Source organism: Acidovorax sp. Root568 (assembly GCF_001427445.1).
Taxonomy (GTDB): domain Bacteria; phylum Pseudomonadota; class Gammaproteobacteria; order Burkholderiales; family Burkholderiaceae_C; genus Acidovorax; species Acidovorax delafieldii.
In genome coordinates this window covers 141,745-162,125 of record NZ_LMGP01000020.1, presented here as the reverse complement: position 1 = coordinate 162,125, position 20,381 = coordinate 141,745, and the positions used below count along the sequence as shown (strand labels likewise).

Sequence of the window (20,381 nt, the reverse complement as noted above, 5' to 3'; positions counted from 1 at the left end):
ATATAAGAGTTAGAATGTCGCGTTGCGGTGCAACATGCAGTGATCCTGCGTCTGTGCCCTCACTACCACTCCAATCCCCGATGGTTTCCCCCTCCTCCAAAGAAGTCTTCATCCAGGGCATCACCCATGACGGGAAAACCTTTCGTCCCAGCGACTGGGCCGAGCGGCTGGCCGGGGTGATGAGCAGCTTTCGACCCGGTGGAGCCCGGCCAGGCAGCCATCTGAGCTATTCGCCCTGGTGCATTCCCACCACGCTCAACGGCGTCAAATGTGTGGTCGTACACCGCGACCTGCAGGGGCACGAGCCCATGGCCTGGGACTTCGTGATCAATTTCGCCCGCGACAACAACCTGCAGGTGGCCGAGGCCTGCCTGCTGCCCGACCCGCCTCCTCCCGCCAAGCCCTGACCGGCCACAGCCCGGCTTCCGGCGCTGCCTGCCGCGTCGGGCCCGAGGCGTCGCTGCGCAGGGGCATGCCCGCGCGGCAGCCAGCGGGCACTCTCCATCCACCCTTTGATGCGCTTCAGGCTGCCTGGCGCAATTTTGAACCCCCAACGAAAAAACCGCCCGAAGGCGGTTTGTTCGTTTTTTTGCTGGCAGCGCACCCGTTACAAACGGCGAACGGCAGGTGCCGTTCGGGCTGTTTGCCTGAAGTGGGTCAGGCGGCCGTTGCCAGGGCTTTCACCTTGGCAGACAGACGGCTCTTGTCGCGAGCAGCCTTGTTCTTGTGGAAGATGCCCTTGTCAGCCACGGTGTCCACCACGGCTTGCATCTTGGCGAACAGTTCGGTCGCCTTGGTCTTGTCGCCAGCCAGAACAGCCTTTTCGACGTTCTTGACAGCGGTACGGTATTTGGAACGCAGCGAGGTGTTTGCGGCGTTGATCTTGACGTCCTGACGGACGCGCTTGCGGCCCGACGCCAGGCGCGGGTTCTTCTTCTTGGGTTTTGCGGATGCCATTGTTTAGTTCCTTGGGTCTGTGGATGATGCCAGCAAAGCCCGCGATTATAGCCCAGAGCAGCGCCTGTATCCACCCCTGTGCCCGAACCGGCGGAATGCCATCGCCAGCGCACCGGTGGCGCCTGGCTCTGTCAGCGCAACATGTGCATCGCCCTTGACGGCTGAGGGGCACGGCTTCGAGCCCGCCTGTGCAGGCTTGGACGGGTTGAAAAACCTGCCGCCTGTGGCAGCTGTACCCAGGCGCGAAGCGGCGCAGGGGGAATACACTCCCCGCGGTGTCACTGTTCAAAGCCGCCTCCACCGTCTCCCTCTTGACCCTCGTCTCCCGCATCACCGGGCTGGTGCGCGAGTTGCTCATGGCCTCCGTGTTCGGGGTCAGTGCCATGACGGACGCCTTCAATGTGGCGTTCCGCATTCCCAACCTGTTCCGCCGGGTGCTTGGCGAGGGCGCTTTCAGCCAGGCTTTTGTGCCGGTGCTGGCTGCCACCCGGGCCGAGGACGGCGACGAGGGCGCCCGGGTGCTGATCGACCACGTGGGCACCTTGCTGGCCTGGACGCTGGTGCTGCTGTGCATCGCGGGCGTGCTGGGTGCGCCCTGGATGGTGTGGGCCATGGCCAGTGGGCTTCAGCCCCAGGGGTTTGACGCCGCAGTCACGATGACCCGCTGGATGTTCCCCTACATCGGCTTCATGTCGCTGGTGGCGCTGGCGGGGGGCATTCTCAACACATGGAAGAAGTTTGCGGTGCCTGCAGCCTCGCCGGTGTTGCTCAACATTGCGCTCATCCTGTCCATCACGCTGGGCGCGCCCTTGTTCAAGCGCCATGGCATCGAGCCCATCTATGCGCAGGCGGCGGGCGTGATGCTGGGTGGTCTGCTGCAACTGGGCATCCAGGTGCCTGCGCTGCTGCGCCTGGGGCTGCTGCCCCGCATTGGCGTGCGCTGGTCCGCCATCCGCGCTGCGTGGGCGGACCCGACCACCCGCAAGGTGGCGCACCTGATGCTGCCCGCCTTGCTGGGGGTGAGCGTGGCGCAGGTTTCGCTGCTCATCAATACGCAGATTGCCTCGCACCTGGCCACCGGCAGCGTGAGTTGGATCACCTATGCCGACCGCCTGATGGAGCTGCCCACCGCCCTGTTGGGCGTGGCGCTGGGCGTGGTGCTGATGCCGCAGCTGGCCAGTGCCCGCGCCAAGCAGGATGACGAACGCTATTCGGCCATGCTCGACTGGGGGCTGCGGCTGGTGGTGGTGCTGTCGGTGCCCTGCATGGTGGCGCTGCTGGTGTTTGCCAAGCCTTTGGTGGCCGTGCTCTACCACTACGGCGCCTTTGCCGACCGGGACGTGCAGCAGACCACGCTGGCCCTGGCGGGCTACGGGGTTGGCATTGTGGGTATCGTGGCCATCAAGGTGCTGGCGCCGGGCTACTTTGCCAAGCACGACATGCGCACACCCATGCTGATTGCCGTGGCGGTGCTGGTGCTCACGCAGGTGATGAACTTTGTGCTGGTGCCCTATTTGCAGCATGCGGCGCTGACGCTGTCGATTGGCGTGGGGGCGGTCATCAACGCTACCTGGCTGCTGGTGGGGCTGCTGCGGCGCGGCAGCTACCGGCCCTTGCCCGGCTGGGGGCGGTTTGCCTTGCAGGTGGTGGCGGCCAGCGCCTTGCTGGCAGTGCTGCTGGCGTGGGGCGCCCAGCATTTCGACTGGGTGGAAATGAAGGCGCAGCGCCTGCAGCGCATTGGCCTGCTGGCCGCGATGATGGCTGCAGCCGCAGTGCTGTACTTTGGCGCCCTGTGGGCGGCCGGCCTGAAGCTGCGCCAGCTGCTGCGCCGCTGAATATCTGCGGCAGGCCTGGACCCCGAAATACCCCGCAAAGCCAGCTCTTCTGTGGCTTGACGCCATGGCGGCGGCCCCGTACAAAGCTGCCATGTCCTTGAGCCTTTCCGTGCCCACCTCGCTGGAGTACTTTGCATCGCTGGTGCAAAGCGACGACCACTTTCCGCTGCTCGAAGCCGCCGCCAGCCTCGCGCAGGATGAATACCCCGAGTTCGACGTGCAGCAACTGTTGGGCGATGTGGACCAGTTGCAGGCCCGTATCAAGCGCCGCCTGCCTGCCGATGCGCCGGCGCTGCAGCGGCTGCGCACGCTCAACCAGTTCTTTTTTGCCGACCTGGGTTTTGGCGGCAATATCAACAACTACTACGACCCAGAGAACAGCTACCTCAACGCCGTGCTGCGCACGCGCCGGGGCATCCCCATCAGCCTGGCTGTGCTGTGGATGGAGCTGGCGCAGGGGCTGGGCTTGCATGCGCGGGGCATTGCGTTCCCGGGGCACTTCATGGTCAAGGTGCTGCTGCCCAAGGGCCAGGTGGTCCTGGACCCGATCTCGGGCCAGTCGCTCAGCCGCGAGGAGCTGGCCGAGCGGCTGGAGCCCTACAAGCGCCGCAATGGTCTGGTGGACGACTACGATGTACCGCTCGGCCTGTATCTGCAGGCCGCCACACCGCGCGACATCATTGCGCGCATGCTGCGCAACCTCAAGGAGGTGCACCGCACCCAGCAGGACTGGCAACGGCTGGTCGCCGTGCTGGACCGGTTGATCGTGTTGTTGCCCGAGGCCTGGGGCGAGCGCCGCGACCGGGGGCTGGCGCACGCCGAGCGTGGCAACACAGCCGAGGCCGTGGCCGACCTGGAGGCCTATCTGGCCCACAGCGAAGATGGGCTGGATCTCGACCTCATCGCCGACCGGCTGAGCGCGCTGCGCAACGCCAACGGCTGATGTTCGGCGCCTGACTCAAAAATAGTTCTAGAACGGCGTGCTGTCTGCAGGCAGCGCTGCCTGCAGCTGCGCCACCTGGCGGCGCAGTTCGGTGTTCTCCGCCGTCAGTTCCGCCACACGGATGCGCAGTGTGTGCAACTCGTCGCTGGCTGGAGCGGAGTCCGTGGGGGTGTCTGCCGGGCTACCTTCTGCCGGAGCCTCCTCGCGCGGCTTGCGCTTGTTGAGTTCGCGCACGCGTTTGGCCGCCTGCTTGAGTTCGTCCTTGCCGGCCACGGCCGCTGCCACCTGTTCCTCGGCGGGCAGAGTAGCCACAGCGGCTGCGGCGTTGATGGAGATGGTGCCGGACTTCACAGCGGCCACCAGCTCGGGGGCCGCCTGTTTCTGGATCTTTTCGATCATCACCACCTGGCTGCTGCTCAGCCGCGCAGCCTTGGCAATGGCCTCGCGGCTGTTCAACGGGTCGGGAGCGGGCAGGGCGGCTGCTGCCTCGGGCACGTCAGCCGTGGGGGTGGCTTCGGCGGTCTCTGTGGAGGTGGCTGCGCGGGCCTTGCGCTCGGCCATGATCTCGCGCTTGCGCAGGGCGAGCACGCCGCGCTGGAAATCCGACACGCTGCGGCGGCCCAGGTGCTGGTCGATCATCCACAGGTGCACGTCTTCCATCGACTGAAAGCGCGGGTTCTGCACGGTCTGGAACGGCAGGCCATGTTTTTGGCAGATGCCGTAGCGGTTGTGCCCGTCCACCAGCACATCGCCCCACAGCACCAGTGCGTCGCGGCAGCCTTCGGTGAGGATGCTGCGTTCCAGCGCGTCGTGTTCGTCGGGGGTCAAGGGTTCGATGTAGGCTTTGAGTTCTTCGTTGACGACGATGTTCATGGTGGCAGGGGGTCCGGGGAGCTGGGCAAGGGGCGGCATTGTAGTGGGGCTTGCCACCGGGCATGTCGGGCGATCACACCTGCCGCACGGTCCCACCTACTGATCGCGCGTGCCTCGCAGGGCCAGCCAGCCCGCAACCGCCGTGAAAGCCGCCACCACGGCCACGATGATCCAGAAGCCGTGGCCGTTGTCGGCCAGCGGCACCCCGCCCACGTTCATCCCAAACAGGCCGGCCAGAATGTTGATGGGCAGGGCCAGCACGGTCACCACCGTCAGCACGAACAGGCTGCGGCTGTTGGCCTCCTGCACGCTGGCGGCGATTTCTTCCTGCAGCAGCTTGATGCGCTCCTGCAGGCCCTGCATGTCGCGCAGCACCACCGAAAACTCCTCGGTCGAATCGCGCAGCTCCTGTGCATCGTCGGCGCCCATCCACGCGGGCGGGTGCTGCAGCAGGCGAAACAGCGCTGCCGGCTCGGGCGCCAGCAGCCGCTGCAGTCGCACCAGCAAGCGTCGCAACACACCCAGCCGCGCGCGCTTGTGGTCCAGGCGCCCGGCCAGCAGTGCGTCTTCTACATCGTCGATGCGTTGTGTCACGCCCCGCACGATGTCCACCAGGCCCGAGGCCTGGGTGCGCATCAGCTCGGCCAGCAGCGCCACGCTGGAGCAGGGGGCATTGCCGGTGCGCACGGCAGTGCGCAACACGTCCACCGACCGCAGCGGGCGCGTGCGGCCGGTCACCATCAGGTGCGGCGCCACGCTGGTCCACAGGGTCGCAATGTCCGAAGGCTCGAACGCAAAATCAAAGTGTGCGTCGTTGAGCACGGCAATCAGCGTGTCGTCGTCGCGCTCGATGCGGGTCGATACCGAGCGGTCCTTCAGCGCATCAAAAAAGGCTTCCGGCAGATGGGCGTGCCGCTCCATCCAGCGCACCGCCTGCGCGTGGCTCAGGTTGAAGTGCAGCCACAGAAACTGCCCTGACGGCGCGGCGCCTGCCTGCAGGCCGGCCAGCCATTGCGCGGCCTGGGCCGAATCCACCTCCTGCGGCGGGGTGTCGGTACCCAGCAGGTAGCCGCAGATCAGCCCGGCGGCATCTCCGCCGTAGTTCAGGCTGGCGTTGGGGGCGAGGGGATTTGACAAAGCGGCGGGGTGGTCTGCGGGCGGCACGGCCTCGCATGCTGGCCTCTGGGCATGACAGCGTTGTGACAGATCACACCAGTGTCATGGCGCTGTCACTGCAGCGGTCCACCATCGCGCATCTGATTTGCACTACCGCCGGATGCTTGCCCATGTTCTACAACAACGCCCTTGACACGCAGGAGCTGATGCAACGCATCGCCAACGACCTCATCGACAGCTACGACGAAGAGCTGGAACTGGAGATCGAAGACCGCGAGGTCGATGACATCGGCGCCCCCAGCCCTGGCGACAAGCTGGCGCGCCAGCAATACTTCAAGGACCTTTTCCGCCTGCAGGGCGAACTCGTCAAGCTGCAGGACTGGGTGCAGCACAGCCGCCAGAAGGTGGTGATCCTGTTCGAGGGGCGCGATGCGGCGGGCAAAGGGGGCGTCATCAAGCGCATCACGCAGCGCCTGAACCCCCGTGTGGCCCGGGTGGCGGCACTGCCCGCACCCAACGACCGAGAGCGCACGCAGTGGTACTTTCAGCGCTATGTAGCGCACCTGCCTGCGGCGGGCGAGATGGTGCTGTTTGACCGCAGCTGGTACAACCGCGCGGGCGTCGAGCGGGTGATGGGCTTTTGCACCGACGACGAATACGAAGAGTTCTTCCGCACCGTGCCCGAGTTTGAAAAGATGCTGGTGCGTTCGGGCATCACGCTGGTCAAATACTGGTTCTCCATCACCGATGAAGAGCAGCACCTGCGCTTTCTGGGCCGTATTCACGACCCGCTCAAGCAGTGGAAGCTCAGCCCCATGGATCTGGAAAGCCGCGTGCGCTGGGAGGCCTACACCAAGGCCAAGGAAACGATGCTGGAGCGCACCCACATCCCCGAAGCACCCTGGTGGGTGGTGCAGGCGGTGGACAAGAAAAAGGCGCGCCTGAACTGCATTGCGCACCTGCTGTCTCAGCTGCCCTACCAGGAGGTGCCACACCCGCCCGTGGTGCTGCCCGACCGCGTGCGCAACCCCGAGTATTTGCGCCAGCCCGTGCCTGCCAGCATGTACGTGCCGGAGATCTACTGAGACATCTGGCGCGCCCCCTGCGGGGCCGAGGGAGGCTACGCGTCCTTCAGCAGTGCAATGGTGGCGATCACATCCCGCACCTTGAAGGGCTTGATCAGCACCCGTCGCACCTGCAGGGCCTTCATTTTCACGGCGGTGGAGGCATCGACCTGCGTGGTGGTCACCGCCACCGGTACGCTGGCACTGACGGCCAGCGTGTCGTTGCGCACTTGCTCCAGCAGGGCGACGGCCTCCTGCTGGTGCTCATCGATCGAGACGATCACACCCGCAAAATCCTGGTGTGTCAGCCGCTGCTGGGCCATGCGCACGCTGTTCACCTGCCGCACGGCGGGCAGGTTCAGCTGGCGGGCCGTGGAGACGATGATGCTGCCCGTCAGCGAGCTGGGTTCGATCAGCAGGATGTCCTGGGGGCTGTGATCGCTCATGGGGCGGAAGCTCCCTGCTCGCGGCGCACCAGTTCTTCCACTGCCAGGTCGCGCAGGGAACCGAGGATGGCCAGGTCGATGGCGTCCAGTGTGCGGGGTTTGCTGTCCAGCAGGCACAGGGTGCCCACGTTGTGCCCATTGGGCAGCTTGAGCGGCGCGCCCGCATAAAACTGGATGTAGGGCTCCCCTGTGACCAGCGGGTTGCCGATGAAGCGCTCGTCCTGGTTAACATCAGGCACGACCATGATGTCGTCCTGCAGGATGGCGTGGCCGCAGAACGAGATGCCTCGCGAGGTCTCGCACTGGTCCATACCCACCCGTGACTTGAACCACTGGCGGTCGTCATCGATCAGCGAGAGCAGCGCCGTGGGCACATCGAACTCCTGCGCGGCAAAGGCCGTCAGGCGGTCAAATCGCTCTTCGGGCGGCGTGTCCAGAATCAGCAGCTGGCGCAGCGCCTGCAGGCGGTCGGGCTCGTTGGCAGGGCGGGGCGGTTCTTGCATGGAGGCAACCTAGGCGGGTGGTGCGGCAAAGGGCCTGATTATCAGCCGGTGCCGGGTGGTTTGCACGGTATGGCATGGCCTGGGCCACCTCCCTCAGTGGCTGCGCGCACTGCCTTGCGACGGGGTGCCGCCACGCCCGAACTGGTGCCAGGCCCGGCGCAGCTGCGTGTCGGAGCTGAACCCCGCCATCAGCGCCGCCTGCGTCACGTTCTGGCCGGACCGCAGCGCGGCCTCGGCCGTGGCCAGGCGGATGCGGCGCAGGTATTGCAGCGGGGCGATGCCCGCATGTTCGAGAAACAGCCGCGTCAGATGCCGGGGTGAGGTGTGGGCCACCTCGGCCATTTGCGGCACGCTCCAGTCGGCCTGGGGCTGTTGGCCCACGGCGTCCTGCACGCGGTGCAGGGCCGGGTGCAGGTGGTTGCGGTGGTGCAGAAAGGGCGAGAACTCGGGGTCGTTGGGCCCCCGGCGCAGGGCCACCACCATGGCCTGTGCCACCTGGGCCGCCAGCGCGGGGCCGCAGGTGTCGGAGATGCGGTGCAGCAGCAGGTCGATGCCCGTGGTCACGCCCGCGCTGCTGTACACGGCGCCATCGGCCACAAACACGCGGTTGGCCACCACGTCGCAGCGCGGGTCCACGGCGGCCAGCTCGTCCAGATGCTGGTGGTGGGTGGTGGCGCGGCGCCCCGTGAGCAGGCCGGCATGGGCGGCCAGCACCGAGCCCGCGCACACGGTGATCAGCTCCAGCTGCCCCGCCACGGGCCGCAGCCCGCGCAGCCAGTGCAGCAGCGCGCGGGCCTCGTCGCCGTCCACCGCGATGTGTTGCCCGGCCAGGCCCACCAGCACCACCCAGGCGGGGCTGGGCAGGGTGGCAGGCAGCGGCTCCAGCTGGGTCAGCACGGCACCTACCGACGAGACGGACTCGGGCGTGGGGCTCACAAAGTGCTGCACAAACCGCTCGGGCTGGCCTTGCTTGGCCAGGGTCTGGTTGGCGATGCGCAGCGCTTCGGCCGGGCCCGCCCAGTCCAGCACCAGGCTGCCCGGCAGCAGGGCGAAATAGACGTGGATGGGGGACGAGGCCGGGTTCTGCATCGATGGCTTTGGGTCAGGCTAAAAGCGTGTCAGGGCTGGGGGTTCCAGGGCGTGTCCATCTGGCGGGCCGTGCGCTCGGACAGCGCCGCGCCCAGCAGCCGGGTGACCAGGTGCAGGCTCATGTCGATGCCGGCGCTGATGCCGGCCGAGGTCACCAGCGCGCCCCGGTCCACCCATCGCACATTCTCCCGCACGTCGAGCGCGGGGTACTGCGTGCGCAGGTCGGCGGTGTCCTCCCAGTGGGTGGTGGCCGGGCCTTCGGTCAGCACACCGGCTGCGGCCAGGATGAAGGCCCCTGTGCACACCGAGGCCGTGATCTGCGCACGGCCTGCCGCCTGGGCGACCCAGGCGCGGGTGGCAGGGCAGGCCGCAGCGGCATCGACCACACCGCCGGGCACGATCAGCACATCGGGCGCGGTGGCGCTGGCAAAGTCCGCATCGGGCAACACGCGCAAACCCGCCCGGGCGCGCACCGGGTCCAGGCTGCGGGCCACGCACTGCACCACAAACGGTGCAGGCGCGCCGGGATGTTGCCGCTGGTGCATGCGGCTGGCGGTGGTGAAGACCTCATAGGGCCCGCCCAGGTCCAGGGCCTCCACGTCGTCGAACACCAGGATGGCGACCTGCAATGGCTGGGCGCTGCTCATGCGGCCGCCCGGTCCAGCGCCTGTTGCACGGTGCACAGGGTCGCAAAGCGGCCTTGCAGCACGGTGGCGGTGCGGGTCTTGATGTCGGCCGCCGCCAGCACCTGGCCGTCGGGCTGCACCATGTCCCAGGTCAGCGTGGCATCGGTCACGTAGTCCACGTCCCAGCCCAGGTCGGACGCGTGGCGGGTGGTGGTTTCGCAGCATTGTTCGGTGCGGATGCCGCTCACGATCAGGCGCTGGATGCCATGGCGTGTCAGCCACACATCGAGGCCCGTGCCCACCAGCGCGCTGTGGCGCGACTTGGTGAAGGTGGCTGCTGCGTCGAAGGTGGCCAAGCCTTTCAGCGGCCGCACCTGGCCCGAGGCCTGCGAAAACGGGTTCTCGGCGACTTCGGGGCCGTCGCTGTGGAACACACGCAGCACCGGGATACCCTGGGCGACACACCCGTCGATCAGCGCGTTCTGCGCTTGCAGGTAAGCAGGCAGGTCGCGCTCGGTGAAAAAGGGACGATGGCGGAACGATTCCTGGACATCAATCACTATCAGACAGGTTTTCATGGTGTGCTCACAGAGGCAGTGGTTTGGATGTGCTTATGTTCGCTGCACGACGGCCGACGGTCCGCACTGACGGAGACAGGATTCGATCAATTTCAGCCATCATTCTGTGGCGAATGACAGGCCTGGCTGGCGCCCCAGGCCATTTCAGGTGCTGCGCTGGCCCTGTGAAGCGGGTTTTGGAGCCATATCAGCGTTATGCGCCGGTACATATTGCCTTTCAAGCTATCAAAGACATAGCACTATCCGAGCGATGCGGGAAGCTGTTAAGGTGGCTAGGGTTTTCCCTGATTCTTGAACATCGACCGCCAGACCCCCTGCCCGCCTATGCCCCGCCGCTCCCGCCTGTTCTCGCTGTCGTCCCTGACGCGGGCCTACCAGCGCAATCTCAAGGCCTTCGCGCGGGCTGCGCGGGCCAGCACCCGGCCGGTGCGGGCCAAGGCAGCATCGAAACTGCGGACAGCGCCGCGCAAGGCGGCGGTTGCCAAGATGCCCTCCACGGCCCGCACACCGCGCCCCGCAGGCAAGCCGGTGCCGTCGCGGGGCGAGTGGATGTCTGGCGTGGCCCCCGGCCCGGCGGGGGCGCGGCGGTTTCATGCCTATGTGCCTGCCGGGCTGGCCCTGCGCCCGGGCGAAAAGCTGCCGCTGCTGGTCATGCTGCACGGCTGCGGCCAGACGGGGCGGGACATTGCCGCCGTGTCGCGCATGAACCGGCTGGCGGCGCGCCATCGGTTTGTGGTGCTGTACCCCGAGCAGGAGCGCATGGCCAACGCCCACGGCTGCTGGAACTGGTTTGAACGCCGCAATGGCCGGGCCGAGGCCGAAGCCGCCACGCTGCTGGCCGCCGTGGACAAGGTGGCGCGCCGCCTGCCGGTGGACCTGGCGCGGGTGGCGGTGGCCGGGTTGTCGGCAGGCGCCAGCATGGCGGTGCTGATGGCGGCGCTTTACCCCCACCGGTTCTGCGCGGTGGCCATGCATTCCGGTGTGGCGCCCGGCACGGCCGAATCCGCCGCCACGGCCCTGGCTGCCATGCATGGCCGTCGCGAGGCCCATCTGCCGGACCCTCCTGCGGTTGCCGCTGCGGTCACACCGACAGACGCTACCGTGCTGCCCGTCAGCGCCGCTGCGGCCTTGCCCCCGCTGCTGATCGTGCATGGCGATGCCGATGGTGTGGTGTCGGTGCGCAACGCGGCGGCGACCGCCTTGTTGTGGGCCGGTGCGTTGGGGGCGCGGGCGGGTGCCATCCGCACCTTGCAGAGGGGCCGGCGATACCCCATGCGGGTGACCGAATTCAAGGCCCGGGGCCGTACCGTGGTGGCGCTGCGTGAGGTGGTCGGGCTGGCCCATGCCTGGAGCGGCGGCGCCGCGCAGTTGCCCTACAGCGACCCGGCCGGGCCCGATGCGTCGGCGCTCATCTGGGCCTTTGTGGCCCGTCAATTCGGAAAATAGTCAAGAAAATGGCCGCAAGCGCTAGTGCTGATTGTGCTTGCTGCTATCAAAAAGTGACTATCCGTGCGGGTGGCTCCGGGGGCGCAGGCCACTGCCTGGCTGCGGTCACACCAGCCGAGCGGCCACCAGTTCCTTCTTGAGGTAGGCGTAGAACAGCGGCGCCGCCACCAGCCCCGCAGGGCCAAACACGGCCTCGGCCACGAACATCACGCTCAGAAGCTCCCACACGCCCATCTGGGTGCGGCGGCCCACCACCTTGGCGTTGATCACATATTCGGCCTTGTGGATCAGGATCAAAAACCCCAGGCAGGCGGCGGCCGCCAGCGGCGACACCGACAGCCCCACGATGGTGATCACCACGTTGCACACCAGGTTGCCCACGATGGGCACCAGCCCGGCCACGAAGGTGAAGGTGATCAGCACCGGCGTGTAAGGCAGCTGCAGCCCCCACACCGGCAGCACGAACAGCAGGAACAGGGCGGTGAGCAGGGTGTTGAACGCCGCGATCCAGAACTGCGCCGCCACGATCTGGCGGAACGCCTCGCCAAACAGCGTGATGCGCAGCTTGAGCTGCTGGGCCAGCGGGCCACGCGCCAGCACCGGCGGGCGCACGGCGGCGAGCGCGCCGATGAGCAGGCCCACATAGGCAAACAGCACACCGGCGAGCCAGGCCCGCCCCGCCATGGCCAGCGCACCGGCCTTGGCGCCCAGATAGCTGGCAATGATGCGCTGGATGTCGGCCACGCCCTCGGGCAGGTGGGAGGCCATGTCGGCGGGCAGCTTCAGGCGCAGCTCCAGCACCGTGCGGGCCATGTAGGTGAGCAGTTCCTGGTACTGCTGCGGTGCGCTGACCAGGTACCCACGCGAATGGGTCAGGCCCAGCGCCAGCAGCGCCAGGGGCAGCAGCATCACCAGACCAGCGGCCGTGACCTGGGCCACGCGCAGGCTGGTGGGGGATGGGGCGGCTTGGCGCTGGATCCGGCCCAGCCCCGCTGCAAACCAGCCCGTGAGCGCCCGGGTGAGCAAAAAGCCCAGACACACACACAGCAGGCCGGGCAGCAGGCCACGCCACATCACCAGCAGCAGCGCAGCGGCCACCAGCAGATAGCTGGCCACCACGATGCCCTGGTTCAGGGCGCGCGGGGGCAGGGTGGTGGGCGTGGGCTCAGGTTGCGCTGAGGGGGGTGGAGCGGGGCGCTGCGCCATGCGCGGTGAGGGGGCGGTGTTGCTGGCCGGGTATCAGGCCACCACCACGGCGGCGCCTTCGCCACGCGCTGCGATCGTGCCAATCGCGTAGACCTGTTCACCGGCAGCTCGCAGCGTGGCGGCCGTGGCTTCGGCGTTGGCCGCATCCACCACCACCACCATGCCGATGCCGTTGTTGAAGGTGCGGTTCATCTCGATGTCGTCGATGCCCGCCGTCTTCTGCAGCCAGGCGAACAGCTCGGTCTGGGGCCAGCTGCCCTTCTTCAGGTGCGCGGCGGTGCCGTCGGGCAGCACGCGGGGGATGTTCTCCAGCAAACCACCGCCCGTGATGTGTGCCAGGGCCTTGATGGGGTGAGCGGCCAGCGCGGCCAGCACGTTCTTCACGTACAGGCGGGTGGGCTCCATGATGGCCTGCTTGAAGGGCTTGCCGTCCAGCGTGGCGGGCACGGTGCCCTGGCTTTCAGCGCGGTCAATGCACTTGCGCACCAGCGAGAAGCCATTGGAGTGCACGCCGTGGCTGGCCAGGCCCAGCACCACGTCGCCAGGGGCCACGTCCTTGCCGGTCAGGATCTTGGACTTTTCGACCGCGCCCACGGCAAAGCCGGCCAAGTCGTATTCGCCCGCCGGGTACATGCCGGGCATTTCGGCCGTTTCGCCGCCGATCAGCGCACAACCGGAGAGTTCGCAGCCCTTGGCGATGCCGCCGACCACGGCCGCAGCCGTGTCCACGTCGAGCTTGCCGCAGGCAAAGTAGTCCAGGAAGAACAGGGGCTCGGCGCCCTGCACCAGCACGTCGTTCACGCTCATGGCCACCAGGTCGATGCCCACGGTGTCGTGCATGTTCCATTCAAACGCCAGCTTGAGCTTGGTGCCCACGCCATCGGTGCCAGAGACCAGCACGGGCTCCTTGTAGCGCTTGGGCACTTCAAACAGCGCGCCAAAGCCGCCGATGCCCGCCAGCACGCCTTCGCGCATGGTCTTCTTGGCCAGCGGCTTGATGCGCTCGACCAGGGCGTCGCCCGCGTCGATGTCAACGCCGGCGTCTTTGTAGGAGATGGGGGTGGAGGGGGCAGAAGAGCTCATGGGTGGTGTGGTGCTGGTAGGCCCGCCGGGCGGGCTGGAATCCGGGGATTTTAAGGGGCACGCTCAGGCCCACCACCTCAGCCCTGCGGTACAGGGGGCTTTGGGGTGCGGCCGTGCCGGGCAGATTGCACCAACACACCCGCCAGCGCCAGCGTGGCAAACAGGATTCCGGCACCAAACGTGGCACTGGCGCCCAGCCGGTCCCACAGCAGGCCTGCCAGGCTGCTGGCCACCAGCAGCGCCACGCCGCTGACCAGGTTGAACATGCCAAACGCCGTGCCCCGCAGGTCGGCCGGTGCGGTGTCGGCCACCATGGTGGCCAGCAGCCCTTGCGTCATGGCCATGTGCAGGCCCCACAGGGCAATCCCCAGCCAGGCGGCGGCGCCCCGGTCGCTGAGGGCCAGCAGCGCATCGGCAGCGATCAGCGCTACCAGCCCCCAGGCCAGCAGCGTAGTGTGGCGGGTGCTGTCTGCCAGTTTGCCCAGCGGGTAGGCGCCCAGTGCAAACACCACGTTCATCAGCACCAGCACCAGGGGCGTCCAGGCCAGCGGCAGGCCTCCCTGTTGCACGCGCAGCACCAGAAATGCCTCGCTGAAGCGTGCCAGCGTGAACACGGCGCCCAGCACCACCACCCACCAGTAGGCGCCGCCCAGGCGGCGCAGGTTCTCGCGGCGGATGGGGTTGGTGCGCACGGCGCTGGCGGCGCGCTCGGGCTCGCGCACGCCCACCAGGAGCAGTGCCACGCACAGGGCGGCCGGAATCACGGCCACCCAGAACACGGCGCGGAAGTCATTGGCCCACAGCAGCATCAGCCCCATGGCCAGCAGTGGGCCCAAAAATGCGCCCACGGTGTCCAGGGACTGCCGCAGCCCGAATGCTGCGCCCCGCATGCCGGGCGGCGCAAGGTCGGCTACCAGCGCGTCGCGCGGCGCGCCGCGTATGCCCTTGCCCACCCGGTCGATGAGGCGCGCCATGACCACCAGGCCCACGGTGGGAGCGATGGCAAACAGGGGTTTGGACAGTGCACCGAGCCCATAGCCCAGCACCGCCAGCGGCTTGCGCCGCCCCCACCAGTCGCTCAACACCCCCGAAAAGACCTTGAGCATCAAAGCCGTGGCCTCGGCAGCCCCTTCAATGAGACCCACCGTGAGCATGCTCACGCCCAGCGTGGTGACCAGGAACACCGGCAGCAGGCTGTGGATCATCTCGGACGACACGTCCATCAGCAGGCTGACGAAGCCCAGCGCCCAGATGCTGGCGGGCAGGCGCTTGGCGGGGGCGGCGGGAGGTGTCATGGTGCAAGGCAGGGGGCGGTGGTGCCGGGCGGCGGCCCAGGGGGCTGGCAGCAGACTAAAATCGCGGCCATTGTCGCCCAGCCCCTGCGAGGGAGCCGGTCGGTGACCACGCGCCGTATGCCACTTTGTCGCCGCGCCTGGCCGCAGTCATCGACGGCCCGGTGCCTTCCCACCCACTTGTGATGCCGCTGCTGACCCTCTTCCTGACCGCCGCTTCCGCACCTTCCGCCACGGTTCAGCCTGCATTGTGCGGGCGCCGCGCATGACGATGAAGCAACTGGCGCTGGACATCGGCCTGGCCACCGGGCCCACCCTCGACCGTTTTTTTGCCGGGCCCAACGAGGCCGCGCTGCAGCACCTGCGCCTAGCCGCCGGGGCGGGCAGCAGTGAAGCCACCCGCTCCCCGGTGCCCACCTACCTCTGGGGCGAGCCGGGCAGCGGCAAGACCCATTTGCTCCAGGCCGTGCGCCAGGCCCTGCGCGAGCAGGGCTCCAGCGTGGGCTGGCTCGACCCCTCGGTGGGTGAGCCGCCAGACTTTGACGAGCGCTGGGCCGCCGTGGTCATGGACGACGTGCACCTGTACAGCACCGCCCAGCAGGCCACGGCCTTCAACTGGTTCGTCAATGCCATCAGCCCCGCCAGCGGTAGCCAGCGCTGGGTGCTGGCGGCTGGCGATCTGCCTCCCGCCGACCTGCCGCTGCGCGACGACCTGCGCAGCCGTCTGGGCTGGGGCCATGTGTTCCAGCTGCAACTGCTGGGTGAGGCCGAGCGCCGCGCCGTGCTGCGCCAGGAGGCCGATGCGCGCGGCGTGTTCCTGGGCGACGAAGTCATGGACTACATGCTCAACCGCTTTTCGCGCGACCTGGGCAGCCTGATGCAGCTGCTGGACCAGCTCGACGCCTTTGCCTTGCGCACCCAGCGTGCCATCACGATTCCGCTGCTCAAGACAATGCTCGAGTCGGAATAAAAAATGAGGGACAACCCCCTGAGCGGCTGCGCCGCTTCCCCCTTCTCTCGCTGTGCTGCGCACCGCGGGAAGGAGGACGCCGCCAGCGCGGCGGGGCGGCCCTTGCGCGGCGGCCGCTGGCTTTGGGCAGCGACAGTTTTTGCAACCGCTCGCGCAGCGCAACTTATTGAATGATTGAAATGCAAAGAAGCCGCCTTCGCTTGGCGCTGTTTGACCTGGACCACACGCTGCTGCCGCTCGACTCTGACTACGAGTGGGGCGAGTTCACCATCCGCATCGGCTGGAACGACCCGGTGGAGTTCGCGCGCCGCAACGACGAGTTCTATGCCCACTACCAGGCGGGAACGCTCGATGTACACGACTACGTGCGTTTTGCGACCGAGGCCGTGCGCCTGCGCGGGCCCGAGGCCGCAGCGGCGGCGCACCGACAGTTCATGCGCGAGGTCATCACCCCCGCCATAAAGCCTCAGGCGCTCGACCTGATCCGCCAGCACCAGGCAGCGGGCGACGAGGTGGTGATCGTCACTGCCACCAACGAGTTCGTGACCACCCCCATCGCCCAGGCGCTGGGGGTGCCGCAACTGCTGGCCGTGCAGCTGGTGCGCGACGCCAGCGGCTGGTATACCGGCGAGATTGACGGTATTCCGACCATGCGCGAAGGCAAGGTGCGCCGCATGGAACAATGGCTGGCCGAGCGGCGGCTCAGCTGGGCCGACGTGGAGAGCACGTTCTATAGCGACTCCATGAACGACGTGCCCCTGCTGGAGAAGGTGAACCACCCGGTCGCCACCAACCCCGACCCGCGCCTGCGCGCCCTGGCCCAGGAGCGCGGCTGGCGCATACTGGACCTGTTTGCCGAGCCTGCCAGCCAGACGGCCTCCTGACCCCCTGCGCTCGCAGTCCCCTGATATCTCCCTACCCATGATCAAGAAGTTCATCGACAAACTGCTGGGCAAATCGACGCCCGGGACCTCGGGCGGCAAGCCCCATTTCGGCAAGCGCGAAGAGGTGCCCGCCAGCGTGCACGGCATCAACCCCGAGCTGGTGGACCGCCGCGCCGCCGAGGTGGTGCAGACGCTCAAGGACGCTGGCTTCGAGGCCTACATCGTGGGTGGCGCTGTGCGCGACCTGCTGCTGGGCCTGCGCCCCAAGGACTTCGACGTGGCCACCAACGCCACGCCCGAACAGGTCAAGGGCCTGTTTCGCCGCGCCTTCATCATCGGCAAGCGCTTTCGCATCGTGCATGTGGTGCACGGCCGGGGCCGCGAGCACGAGGTGATCGAGGTCTCCACCTTCCGCGCCTACCTCGACAATGCCGCAGCGGGTCAGGTGGCTGGCAACGAAAAGACCAGCAAGGCGCAGCTGTCGGGCATGCAGCATGCCGTGGACGCCAGCGGCCGCGTGCTGCGCGACAACGTCTGGGGCCCGCAGGACGAAGACGCGACGCGCCGCGACTTCACCGTGAACGCCATGTACTACGACCCGGTCAGCCAGATCGTGGTCGACTACCACAAGGGTTTGCAGGACGCGAAGAAGAAGACGCTGCGCATGATTGGCGACCCCGCCACGCGCTACCGCGAAGACCCGGTGCGCATCATCCGCGCTGTGCGTTTTGCGGCCAAGCTCAGCCCGCTGGGCTTCAGCATCGATGCCAAGTCGGCCGCGCCGCTGGTGCAGTCGCAGGCCCTGTTGGCCGAGGTGCCTCAAAGCCGCATGTTTGACGAAATGCTCAAGCTGCTGCAGACCGGGCACGCCATCGCCACCATCGAGCAGCTGCGCAAGCTGGGCATGTCCAAGGGCATCTACCCGCTGCTGGACGTGGCCGTGGAGCGCGCCGACACACCGTTTGTCAAAGCGGCCCTGGTGGACACCGACCGCCGCGTGAACGAAGGCAAGCCCGTGGCCCCCAGCTTCTTGCTGGCCTGCGTGCTGTGGGAAGACGTGCGCAATGGCTGGCAGGAGCGCCTGAACCAGCGCCAACACCCGCTGCCCGCGCTGCAAGAGGCCATCGACGAGGTGTTCGACAAACGCATTGGCGACGTGTCGGGCCGCGGCAAGCTGGCCGCCGACATGCGTGAGATCTGGGTGATGCAGCCGCGTTTTGAAAAGCGCGTGGGCAACACGCCGTTCGGCATGGTCATGCAGCCGCGCTTTCGCGCCGGGTTCGACTTCATGCGCCTGCGCGCCGATGTGGGCGAAGTCGAGGAAGCCCTGGCCGAGTGGTGGCAGGACTTCCAGGCGGCGGACGATGAGCGCCGCGACGACCTGATGGACCAGGCCAAGGAAGAGCAGAAGGCCCGCCAGAAAGCGCAGCCTGTGGTCAAGCGTGTGCCTCGCAGTGCACCTGCGGCGGCACCACGTGCCCCTGGCACCGTCCAAGACACTGACCATGCGGGCGGCGAGACCGAATGGGCCGCCGAAAGCGGCGCGCCCAAGAAGCGCCGCCGTCGTCGCCGCAAGCCCGGTGGTGGTGGCGGCGAAGGTGCAGCACCTGCTGCGGCTGGCGAGTGAGTTGGCCGGACGTGGGGGAGCAGGCTGAGCGGCCCTCTCGGGTCTATGTGGGCCTGGGGGCCAATCTGGGAGAGCGGCAAGCCGCCTTGCGCAATGCTTTGGCGGCCATGGGTCAATTGCCCGGCACGCGTGTCCTGCGCGTGTCGCCGCTCTATGGCAGCGCACCGGTCGATGCCGGTGGCCCGGACTACCTCAACGCCGTGGCCGAGCTGACAACGACTCTGGCACCTGATGCCCTGCTGGGTGCCCTGCAAGCCATCGAGCTATCTGCTGGCCGCGAGCGCCCCTACCGCAACGCGCCGCGCACGCTGGACCTCGACATTCTGTGGTTTGGTGACCAGGTGATCGACACCCCCACACTCACCGTGCCCCACCCCCGCATGGCCGAGCGCGCGTTCGTGCTGCGCCCCCTGGCCGATCTGGTGCCTGGGCGGGTGGATGCGTCGGCGTTGCAGGCCGTAGCGACTCAGGACATCCACCAGCTGGAAGGCCCGGCTTGGGTGGGCACTTTGGTGGGTGAATAATTTGCTCCTAAATTGGGAGCTTTTTGCGCTTTATAGATAAGCGCCAGGGCCTGAAAAGGCTTAAAAATACTCCCGTCTGCATTGGCTTTGCGGGCGACAGATGAAACGGACGCGGTCCAACGCCAGTGCCGCCGTGGAACCGGCTCCGCCGGGCCTCGGGTGGCGTCTCTCTCGGGGGCTGGGAGGCCGCAGCCGCAAGCCTGCCCGCGCAGGCGTGGACGGCATCGAAGAGCTGCCGCCTCAGGCGGCAGCACCGAGCGGATTGCGTCTCAGAGAGTCAATCGACTTTTGCCCCGGACGCCTTCACCACCTGCTGGTACTTGGCACGCTCGCTGGCCATGAAGCTGTCGAACTGCTGCGGCGTGGTGGCCACGGGCTCCGCCAGCAATGCGGCAAAGCGGGTCTTCGTTTCGGGCGCGTTCAGTGCCGCCACAAAAGCCTTGTTCAGCTTGTCGATGATGGGCTTGGGCGTGGCGGCCGGCGCCACCAGGCCCCACCAGGTGTCGATGGAAAAACCCTTGAAAGTCGCGGACAGCGGTGGCACGCCGGGCAGCGAGGCCGAGGCGTCGAGCGAGGTCACGGCCAGCGCCTTGAGCTTGCCCGCGCGGATGTTGGGCGCTGCGGCGGCCAGATTGTCGATGTTGAAGTCCACCTCGCCCGCCAGCAGTGCCAGCTGGGCCGGGTTGGCGCCCCGGTAGGGGATGTGCAGCGCGTAGATGCCGGCGCGCTGCTTGAACATCTCGCCCGCCAGGTGGCCCGCGCTGCCGTTGCCGCCACTGCCGTAGTTGAGCTTGGCGGGGTTGGCCTTGGCGTAGGCGATGAGGTCGGTCACGGTGTGGATCTTGAGCTGCTCGGCCTTGGCGGCGTTCATGACCAGCACATTGGGCACGCGCACCATCTGCGTGATGCCGGCAAAGTCCTTGCCTGCGTCATAGGGCATGCGGGCATACAGCCAGGGGTTGACTGCGTGGGTGGCGGTGGCCGCGATGCCGATGGTCAGGCCATCGGGTGCAGCCTTGGCAATCGCGTCGGCGCCGATGTTGCCGCCCGCGCCGCCCTTGTTGTCGATGATGACCGTGCCCAGCGATTCGCGCACGCGCTCGGCCAGTGCGCGGGCCGTGACGTCGATGGGGCCGCCCGGGGCATACGGCACGATCAGGCGGATGGGCTGGCCGGCATCCTGAGCCCAGACGGCGGGGGACGAAAAAGCCGTTGCAGTGGCAGCGGCGGTGGCGAGGAGGATGAGGTTTCTGCGGTTCATGGGCGCCATTGTGCAAAAAAATCGTAAGAAAGCTTATGAAGCCCTGAGGGGGTGATGG

Annotated in this window: 21 protein-coding genes; 9 read left to right on the top strand and 12 right to left on the bottom strand. The window is 67.4% G+C overall.

Going from position 1 to position 20,381, the window contains the following annotated elements; translation table 11 throughout:
• Window positions 1-80 precede the first annotated feature (80 nt).
• The gene (locus ASD75_RS22865) at window positions 81-407 is read left to right on the top strand and encodes a DUF3579 domain-containing protein (RefSeq protein WP_056066664.1); all 327 of its coding nucleotides are present in this window, start codon (window positions 81-83) and stop codon (window positions 405-407) included.
• A 250-nt stretch (window positions 408-657) separates the two neighbouring features.
• On the opposite strand, the gene rpsT is transcribed toward ASD75_RS22865, so the two are convergent.
• Window positions 658-957 carry a 30S ribosomal protein S20 gene (gene rpsT / locus ASD75_RS22860; protein WP_056066666.1) on the bottom strand — a complete coding sequence of 100 codons (300 nt, stop codon included), beginning with the start codon at window positions 955-957 and terminating at the stop codon, window positions 658-660.
• A gap of 275 nt (window positions 958-1,232) precedes the next feature.
• On the opposite strand from rpsT, the gene murJ reads away from it, so the two are divergent.
• Both murJ and ASD75_RS22850 read left to right on the top strand, forming a co-directional pair.
• Window positions 1,233-2,792 carry a murein biosynthesis integral membrane protein MurJ gene (gene murJ, locus ASD75_RS22855; protein ID WP_056748309.1) on the top strand — a complete coding sequence of 520 codons (1,560 nt, stop codon included), beginning with the start codon at window positions 1,233-1,235 and terminating at the stop codon, window positions 2,790-2,792.
• Window positions 2,793-2,883: 91 nt separating this feature from the next.
• The gene (locus tag ASD75_RS22850; RefSeq protein WP_056066673.1) at window positions 2,884-3,735 is read left to right on the top strand and encodes a SirB1 family protein; all 852 of its coding nucleotides are present in this window, start codon (window positions 2,884-2,886) and stop codon (window positions 3,733-3,735) included.
• A gap of 27 nt (window positions 3,736-3,762) precedes the next feature.
• Here ASD75_RS22850 and ASD75_RS22845 read toward each other — a convergent pair whose 3' ends face one another.
• Together ASD75_RS22845 and ASD75_RS22840 are read right to left on the bottom strand one after the other, a co-directional pair.
• Window positions 3,763-4,608, bottom strand: coding sequence for a hypothetical protein (locus ASD75_RS22845; protein WP_056748365.1), 846 nt, complete (start codon window positions 4,606-4,608; stop codon window positions 3,763-3,765).
• Window positions 4,609-4,704: 96 nt separating this feature from the next.
• Window positions 4,705-5,745, bottom strand: coding sequence for a transporter (locus ASD75_RS22840; protein WP_056067078.1), 1,041 nt, complete (start codon window positions 5,743-5,745; stop codon window positions 4,705-4,707).
• A 149-nt stretch (window positions 5,746-5,894) separates the two neighbouring features.
• Here ASD75_RS22840 and ppk2 point away from each other — a divergent pair, with 149 nt between their 5' ends.
• Window positions 5,895-6,809 carry a polyphosphate kinase 2 gene (gene ppk2 / locus ASD75_RS22835; protein WP_056067080.1) on the top strand — a complete coding sequence of 305 codons (915 nt, stop codon included), beginning with the start codon at window positions 5,895-5,897 and terminating at the stop codon, window positions 6,807-6,809.
• A 35-nt stretch (window positions 6,810-6,844) separates the two neighbouring features.
• Here ppk2 and ASD75_RS22830 read toward each other — a convergent pair whose 3' ends face one another.
• From ASD75_RS22830 to ASD75_RS22810, 5 genes are all read right to left on the bottom strand, one after another.
• Window positions 6,845-7,234 carry a histidine kinase gene (locus tag ASD75_RS22830; protein ID WP_056066676.1) on the bottom strand — a complete coding sequence of 130 codons (390 nt, stop codon included), beginning with the start codon at window positions 7,232-7,234 and terminating at the stop codon, window positions 6,845-6,847.
• Window positions 7,231-7,737, bottom strand: coding sequence for a GAF domain-containing protein (locus ASD75_RS22825; protein ID WP_056748308.1), 507 nt, complete (start codon window positions 7,735-7,737; stop codon window positions 7,231-7,233). The genes ASD75_RS22830 and ASD75_RS22825 overlap by 4 nt, the downstream gene beginning before the upstream one ends.
• A gap of 93 nt (window positions 7,738-7,830) precedes the next feature.
• Entirely contained in the window at window positions 7,831-8,826 is a 996-nt protein-coding gene (locus ASD75_RS22820; RefSeq protein ID WP_056748306.1) for a GlxA family transcriptional regulator, read from the bottom strand.
• Between the two features lie 29 nt (window positions 8,827-8,855).
• Window positions 8,856-9,473, bottom strand: a complete 618-nt coding sequence (locus ASD75_RS22815; RefSeq protein ID WP_056748304.1) for a DJ-1/PfpI family protein — start codon at window positions 9,471-9,473, stop codon at window positions 8,856-8,858.
• Window positions 9,470-10,030 (bottom strand): cysteine hydrolase family protein, encoded by a 561-nt coding sequence (locus ASD75_RS22810; protein ID WP_056748302.1) that lies wholly within the window; start codon window positions 10,028-10,030, stop codon window positions 9,470-9,472. The genes ASD75_RS22815 and ASD75_RS22810 overlap by 4 nt, the downstream gene beginning before the upstream one ends.
• A 324-nt stretch (window positions 10,031-10,354) precedes the next feature.
• Here ASD75_RS22810 and ASD75_RS22805 point away from each other — a divergent pair, with 324 nt between their 5' ends.
• Window positions 10,355-11,476, top strand: a complete 1,122-nt coding sequence (locus ASD75_RS22805) for a PHB depolymerase family esterase (protein ID WP_056748301.1) — start codon at window positions 10,355-10,357, stop codon at window positions 11,474-11,476.
• 105 nt (window positions 11,477-11,581) lie between these two features.
• On the opposite strand, the gene ASD75_RS22800 is transcribed toward ASD75_RS22805, so the two are convergent.
• The 3 genes from ASD75_RS22800 to ASD75_RS22790 all read right to left on the bottom strand — a co-directional run bounded on the left by ASD75_RS22800 (window position 11,582) and on the right by ASD75_RS22790 (window position 15,060).
• Window positions 11,582-12,682, bottom strand: a complete 1,101-nt coding sequence (locus ASD75_RS22800; protein WP_056066692.1) for an AI-2E family transporter — start codon at window positions 12,680-12,682, stop codon at window positions 11,582-11,584.
• Between the two features lie 33 nt (window positions 12,683-12,715).
• Window positions 12,716-13,765 carry a phosphoribosylformylglycinamidine cyclo-ligase gene (gene purM / locus ASD75_RS22795; RefSeq protein ID WP_056066695.1) on the bottom strand — a complete coding sequence of 350 codons (1,050 nt, stop codon included), beginning with the start codon at window positions 13,763-13,765 and terminating at the stop codon, window positions 12,716-12,718.
• Window positions 13,766-13,842: 77 nt separating this feature from the next.
• A complete protein-coding gene (locus ASD75_RS22790) occupies window positions 13,843-15,060 on the bottom strand; it encodes an MFS transporter (RefSeq protein WP_056748299.1) in 1,218 nt (405 codons plus the stop codon).
• Between the two features lie 268 nt (window positions 15,061-15,328).
• Between ASD75_RS22790 and hda the strand changes: the two genes are divergently transcribed.
• The 4 genes from hda to folK all read left to right on the top strand — a co-directional run bounded on the left by hda (window position 15,329) and on the right by folK (window position 19,062).
• Entirely contained in the window at window positions 15,329-16,027 is a 699-nt protein-coding gene (hda, locus tag ASD75_RS22785) for a DnaA regulatory inactivator Hda (protein WP_056748298.1), read from the top strand.
• Window positions 16,028-16,206: 179 nt separating this feature from the next.
• Entirely contained in the window at window positions 16,207-16,911 is a 705-nt protein-coding gene (locus ASD75_RS22780; RefSeq protein ID WP_235511676.1) for an HAD family phosphatase, read from the top strand.
• A 37-nt stretch (window positions 16,912-16,948) separates the two neighbouring features.
• Window positions 16,949-18,538, top strand: a complete 1,590-nt coding sequence (gene pcnB / locus ASD75_RS22775) for a polynucleotide adenylyltransferase PcnB (protein ID WP_056066705.1) — start codon at window positions 16,949-16,951, stop codon at window positions 18,536-18,538.
• Window positions 18,535-19,062 carry a 2-amino-4-hydroxy-6-hydroxymethyldihydropteridine diphosphokinase gene (folK, locus tag ASD75_RS22770; protein ID WP_056748294.1) on the top strand — a complete coding sequence of 176 codons (528 nt, stop codon included), beginning with the start codon at window positions 18,535-18,537 and terminating at the stop codon, window positions 19,060-19,062. Before pcnB ends, folK begins: the two co-directional genes overlap by 4 nt.
• 277 nt (window positions 19,063-19,339) lie before the next feature.
• On the opposite strand, the gene ASD75_RS22765 is transcribed toward folK, so the two are convergent.
• Window positions 19,340-20,323 (bottom strand): tripartite tricarboxylate transporter substrate binding protein, encoded by a 984-nt coding sequence (locus ASD75_RS22765; protein ID WP_056748292.1) that lies wholly within the window; start codon window positions 20,321-20,323, stop codon window positions 19,340-19,342.
• Between the last annotated feature and the right edge of the window lie 58 nt (window positions 20,324-20,381).